This window comes from Streptomyces sp. SID4985, from assembly GCF_009863025.1.
Lineage (GTDB): Bacteria > Actinomycetota > Actinomycetes > Streptomycetales > Streptomycetaceae > Streptomyces.
This window is the reverse complement of record NZ_WWIR01000609.1, coordinates 1-5,131: the sequence shown is the minus strand read 5'-3', so window position 1 is coordinate 5,131 and position 5,131 is coordinate 1. Positions and strand designations below refer to the sequence as shown.

At 71.9% G+C, this 5,131-nt stretch carries 4 protein-coding genes and 1 pseudogene; 2 read left to right on the top strand and 3 right to left on the bottom strand.

All coding sequences use genetic code 11. From position 1 onward, the window contains the following. Positions 1–804, bottom strand: a pseudogene (locus GTW40_RS33610) (hypothetical protein); the annotation flags it as partial. 93 nt (positions 805–897) lie between these two features. Next, positions 898–1,107, bottom strand: a complete 210-nt coding sequence (locus GTW40_RS26165) for a hypothetical protein (protein WP_161182626.1) — start codon at positions 1,105–1,107, stop codon at positions 898–900. Between the two features lie 130 nt (positions 1,108–1,237). Here GTW40_RS26165 and GTW40_RS26160 point away from each other — a divergent pair, with 130 nt between their 5' ends. Next, positions 1,238–2,212: a carbohydrate kinase family protein gene (locus tag GTW40_RS26160; protein WP_161182625.1), complete on the top strand. Its 975-nt coding sequence runs from the start codon at positions 1,238–1,240 to the stop codon at positions 2,210–2,212. A 129-nt stretch (positions 2,213–2,341) separates the two neighbouring features. Here the strand turns inward: GTW40_RS26160 and GTW40_RS26155 are convergent, their stop codons facing one another. Then, positions 2,342–3,718, bottom strand: coding sequence for a cysteine desulfurase/sulfurtransferase TusA family protein (locus tag GTW40_RS26155; RefSeq protein WP_161182624.1), 1,377 nt, complete (start codon positions 3,716–3,718; stop codon positions 2,342–2,344). Between the two features lie 320 nt (positions 3,719–4,038). Here GTW40_RS26155 and coxB point away from each other — a divergent pair, with 320 nt between their 5' ends. Beyond that, the gene (gene coxB, locus GTW40_RS26150) at positions 4,039–4,998 is read left to right on the top strand and encodes a cytochrome c oxidase subunit II (protein ID WP_161182623.1); all 960 of its coding nucleotides are present in this window, start codon (positions 4,039–4,041) and stop codon (positions 4,996–4,998) included. Positions 4,999–5,131 lie beyond the last annotated feature (133 nt).

Genomic DNA, 5,131 nt, shown 5'->3' with positions numbered 1-5,131 from the left:
CGGGTGGGTGGATGTGGTGGGAGTGGGGGCGTCGGGGGCGGGCGTGGGGTGCGGGGCCGCGGCGCCCGGGGCGGGTTCCTCGGGGCTCGGGGGCGTGGTGGCCGGGGCGAGCTGCTCGGTGCTCGGAGCCTCGGCGTCCGGTGCGCTGCCTTCGGGGCCTGACGCCCCGGCCCGGCTGGTCTCTTCCGGCGTCGGCGCTTCTGCCGCGCGAGGCGATTCCGGCTCCGCCGTCCGGGTGGCACGGTCGGATTCCCGGGCCGGCGTCCCGGTGGCCCGAGCGTCCTCCCGGTGCGCTGCCTCCGGCTCCGCGCCCGTCCCCAGGCCCTCCGGCTCCGCAGCCACGCCTGTGCCCGCAGCCTCCGACTTCGGCTCTCCGCCCGAGTCCGCCGATCCCGAGTCCGCCACCACGTCGGTGTCCGCTGCCGTCACGCCTGTGGCCGCCGCCTCCGGCTGCGCGTCCGCCGCCGCGTCCGCCGAGCCCGGCTCCGACCCCGCGCCCGCGCTTGCCGCCTCCTGCTTCGCGGCCGTCTCCGGCTCCGCGGCCACGTCCGTGCCCGCAGCTTCCGGGTTCACGTCTGCCGACGCGCCCGCGTCCGCTGCCCCCGACTCCGCTGCCGCGTCCGCGTCCGCCGAGCCCGGCTCCGCCACCGCGCCGGTGTCTGCGCCCGCGTCCGTCGCCCCCGATCCAGCGGCCGCGCCCCCGCGCACCTCCGCTGTCACAGGCCGCCCCGTTTCGGTCTGCTCGGGCTCCGGGACGGGGACGTCCTCGGGGGTGTCGGGGTTCTGGGGTCGCTCGGGGTTCACCGCATCGCTCCTCGCCGGTCCGTGTCCCGTCTCGCGGGGACGGCGGTGGGACGCGTGAAGGGGGCGCGCGGTTCCCTTTCGTGCGCCCCCGGCTCAGTCGCCGTAGTCCGGCATGGCGTCCACAAGGCGGGCCGAGCGGGCCGGGACACGTACCCCGTGGATCAGCGACGGCGGGACCGGACGGGCCGAGGGGTCCGCCGACGCCGGCCAGTGCGGGACCATCCGGGCGCAGTCGCCCCGCAGCGCGGCGAGGCCGCCGTCGAGGTCGGCCGAGGTGGGGGAGTTGCCCCTGAGGTTCGTCATGCCCGCACCGTAGGCACGCGGGCGGCGGTGAAGAAAGATCTACTATCGGGTAGTTTTCGCTGCTTCAGCGGCTGCCCGGAAGCGGGTAGCGTGAACTGTCACCGCCCCTTCCGCCAGGAGAACGCCCGTCGTGCGCATCGCAGTCACCGGCTCCATCGCCACCGACCACCTCATGACCTTCCCCGGCCGCTTCGCCGACCAGTTCGTCGCGGACCAGCTGCACACGGTCTCGCTCTCCTTCCTGGTCGACAACCTGGACGTACGCCGGGGCGGCGTCGGCGCGAACATCGCCTTCGGCATGGGCCAGCTCGGCACCCGCCCGATCCTGGCCGGCGCCGCGGGCTTCGACTTCGACGAGTACCGCGCCTGGCTGGAGCGCCACGGCGTGGACACCGAGTCCGTCCGCATCTCCGAGACCCTGCACACCGCCCGCTTCGTGTGCACCACGGACGCCGACCACAACCAGATCGGCTCCTTCTACACCGGCGCCATGAGCGAGGCCCGCCTGATCGAGCTGAAGACGGTCGGGGACCGTGTCGGCGGCCTGGACCTGGTCCTCATCGGCGCCGACGACCCGGAGGCGATGCTCCGCCACACCGAGGAGTGCCGCACCCGCGCCATCCCCTTCGCCGCCGACTTCTCCCAGCAGATCGCCCGCATGGAGGGCGAGGAGATCCGGATACTGCTGGACGGCGCCACGTACCTGTTCTCCAACGAGTACGAGAAGGGCCTGATCGAGGCCAAGACCGGCTGGACCGACGAGCAGATCCTCGCCAAGGTCGGCCACCGCGTCACCACCCTCGGCTCGCGCGGCGTCCGCATCGAGCGGGTCGGCGAGGACCCGATCGAGGTCGGCTGCCCCGACGAGGAGCGCAAGGCCGACCCGACGGGTGTCGGCGACGCCTTCCGCGCCGGGTTCCTCTCCGGGCTGGCGTGGGGCGTCTCCCTTGAGCGTGCCGCGCAGGTCGGCTGCATGCTGGCGACGCTGGTCATCGAGACGGTCGGCACCCAGGAGTACCAGTTGCGCCGTGCGCACTTCATGGACCGGTTCACCAAGGCGTACGGGGACGACGCGGCTGCGGAGGTTCGCGAGCACCTGGGCTGAGTGCGTGCGTGTGCCTCGACGGGTCCGTGGGCTACTGCGGGTCCGTCGGGGCTGGTCGCGCCCACGCGGCGGAGCCGCATATCCAATGCAGCCCCGCGCCCCTAAGGTTGGCTGCCCTCGCCGCCTCTATCAGCTCACCCGGCGCACGATGTACGCCGTACCCCTGGGCGCCGCCTCCTCGCCCACGTACTCCTGCCCCCGCATCTCGCACCACGCCGGGATGTCGAGCCGGGCCGCCTCGTCGTCCGAGAGCACCCGTACGGTGCCGCCCACCGGCACGTCCCCGATGACCTTGGCCAGTTCGATGACCGGGATCGGGCACCGCTTGCCCAGCGAGTCCACGACCAGCTCCGCAGCGCGCACCGACGTCTCCGGGGCGGCAGCCCCCAGCTGTTCCCGGACCCGGGACACGACACCGGGCAGCACGTCGAGGAACCGCTCCACGTCCGCCTCCGCCACGCCCGGCGGCAGCGACACGCGGACGTTCCCCTCGCTCAGCACCCCCATCGCCTTGAGCACATGGCTCGGCTCCAGCGTGCCGCTCGTGCACGAGGACCCCGAGGAGACGGCGAAGCCCTCCCGGTCCAGCTCGTGCAGCAGCGCCTCGCCGTCCACGTAGAGACAGGAGAAGGTGACGATCCCGGGCAGCCGCCGTACCGGATCGCCCACCACCTCCACGTCCGGCACGAGCCCCGGCACCCGCGCCCGCACCCGCTCCGTCAGCTCCCGCAGCCGTACCGCCTCCGCGTCCGCCTCGGCCCGTACGGCACGCAGCGCGGCCACCGCCGCGACGATCGCCGGGATGTTCCCGAAGTCGGCCGAGCGCCCCGACCGCCCCTCCTCGCGCGGCCCTTGGGGCTGGAACCGCACCCCCTTGCGCACCACGAGCAGCCCCACCCCGGCGGGCCCGCCCCACTTGCGCGCACTGGCGGTCAGCAGCGACCAGTCACCCCCGACCGCCCCCCACCCCAGCGACTGCGCGGCGTCCACCAGCAACGGCACCCCCGCAGCCCGGCACACCTCGGCCACTTCACCCACCGGCTGCACGGTCCCCACCTCGTGATTGGCGGACTGCAGACACGCCAGCGCGGTGTCCGCCCGCAGCGCATCCCCGTACCCACCCACCGAGACGGACCCCCCACGATCGACGGAGACCCGACTCACCGACCCCCCGTCCGCCTCCCACGCTTCCGCCGAATGGAGTACAGAGGAATGTTCGACACCTGACACGATCAGGTGACGACCCGTCCGCCGCCGCCCCGCCAGCGCCCCCGCGATCCCCTGCCGCACGGCCTCGGTCCCGGACGCGGTGAACACCACCTCATCAGCCCGGCACCCCACCACCTCGGCCGCCGCCTCCCGAGCCGCGTCCACCAGCACCCGAGCCCTGCGCCCCTCCCGATAAACCCGCCCAGGATCAGCCCACCCCTCCTCCAACGAGGCCACCAGGGCCTGCCGGGCAACAGGATGAAGCGGAGCAACAGAAGCAGCGTCGAAGTAACTCACACGGCAACGTTAAAACGAGGGACGCCTATCGCAGGGGCGCGGGGCTCTGTCGATGTGCGGCTCCGCCGCGTGGGCGCGAACGGCCCCCAGATACCCGCACACGCCACCAAACAGCAACAACCCACGGCGATTAGGCACCCCCCAACACCCCCCGAACCGACCCGACGACGCGTATCCCCCCCTCCCCGCGAACCGCCGGAGGCCGTCGGCTAGGGTTTGGTCCGCATAAACATCCAAACCCCTGCCCGACGCAGGGCGGCGACCGACCAGCGAGAAGGCCGCAGCCGACCGCGCGGGCGAGACTCTCGGGAAGGCGCTACGTGAGTCCCAACGGCTCCGACCGCTCGCCGCGGCGCCCGATGCGGCGGAAGCTGCTGCAGGCACTGACCGCGGGCCTGGTCCTGGCGACCGCCACCGGTTGCACATACAAGGACTTCCCCCGCCTTGGTATGCCCACCCCGACCACGGAAGAGGCTCCCCGCATCCTCTCCCTGTGGCAGGGCTCCTGGGCCGCCGCGCTCGCTACCGGCGTGCTGGTGTGGGGCCTGATCCTGTGGAGCGTCATGTTCCACCGGCGCAGCCGCACCAAGGTCGAGGTTCCGCCGCAGACGCGGTACAACATGCCCATCGAGGCGCTGTACACGGTGGTCCCGATCATCATCGTCTCCGTGCTGTTCTACTTCACGGCACGCGACGAGTCGAAGCTCCTCAGCCTCGAGAAGAAGCCCGACGTCACGGTCAACGTGGTCGGCTTCCAGTGGAGCTGGGGCTTCAACTACATCGAGAACGTCCCGGGCTCCACCGGGAACGCCAAGACCGACCCGAACCTGGCCGCCATTCCGGACCGGTTCACGAAGGCATTCCCGGCGGACGCCGGCGGTGTCTACGACGTCGGCACTCCGGGTACGCGGAACCCGCAGACGAACAACCCCGGTCCGACGCTCTGGCTGCCCAAGGGCAAGACGGTCCGCTTCATCCTCACCTCGCGTGACGTCATCCACTCCTTCTGGGTGGTGCCGTTCCTGATGAAGCAGGACGTCATCCCGGGTCACACCAACGCCTTCCAGGTGACTCCCAACCATGAGGGCACCTTCCTCGGCAAGTGTGCCGAGCTGTGCGGCGTCGACCACTCCCGGATGCTGTTCAACGTGAAGGTCGTCTCCCCCGAGCGGTACGAGCAGCACCTCAAGGACCTCGCCAAGAAGGGGCAGACCGGTTACATTCCCGCCGGCATCGCGCAGACGAGCCACGAGAAGAACCGGGAGACGAACAACCTGTGAGCATCCTCAACGAACCCCAGGGTGCCGCCGCAGCCGACGCGTCCGACAGCGAGCTGCTGGTCAGGCGCAAGGAGCCCGGCAACGTCGTGGTGAAGTGGCTGACGACCACCGACCACAAGACGATCGGCACGCT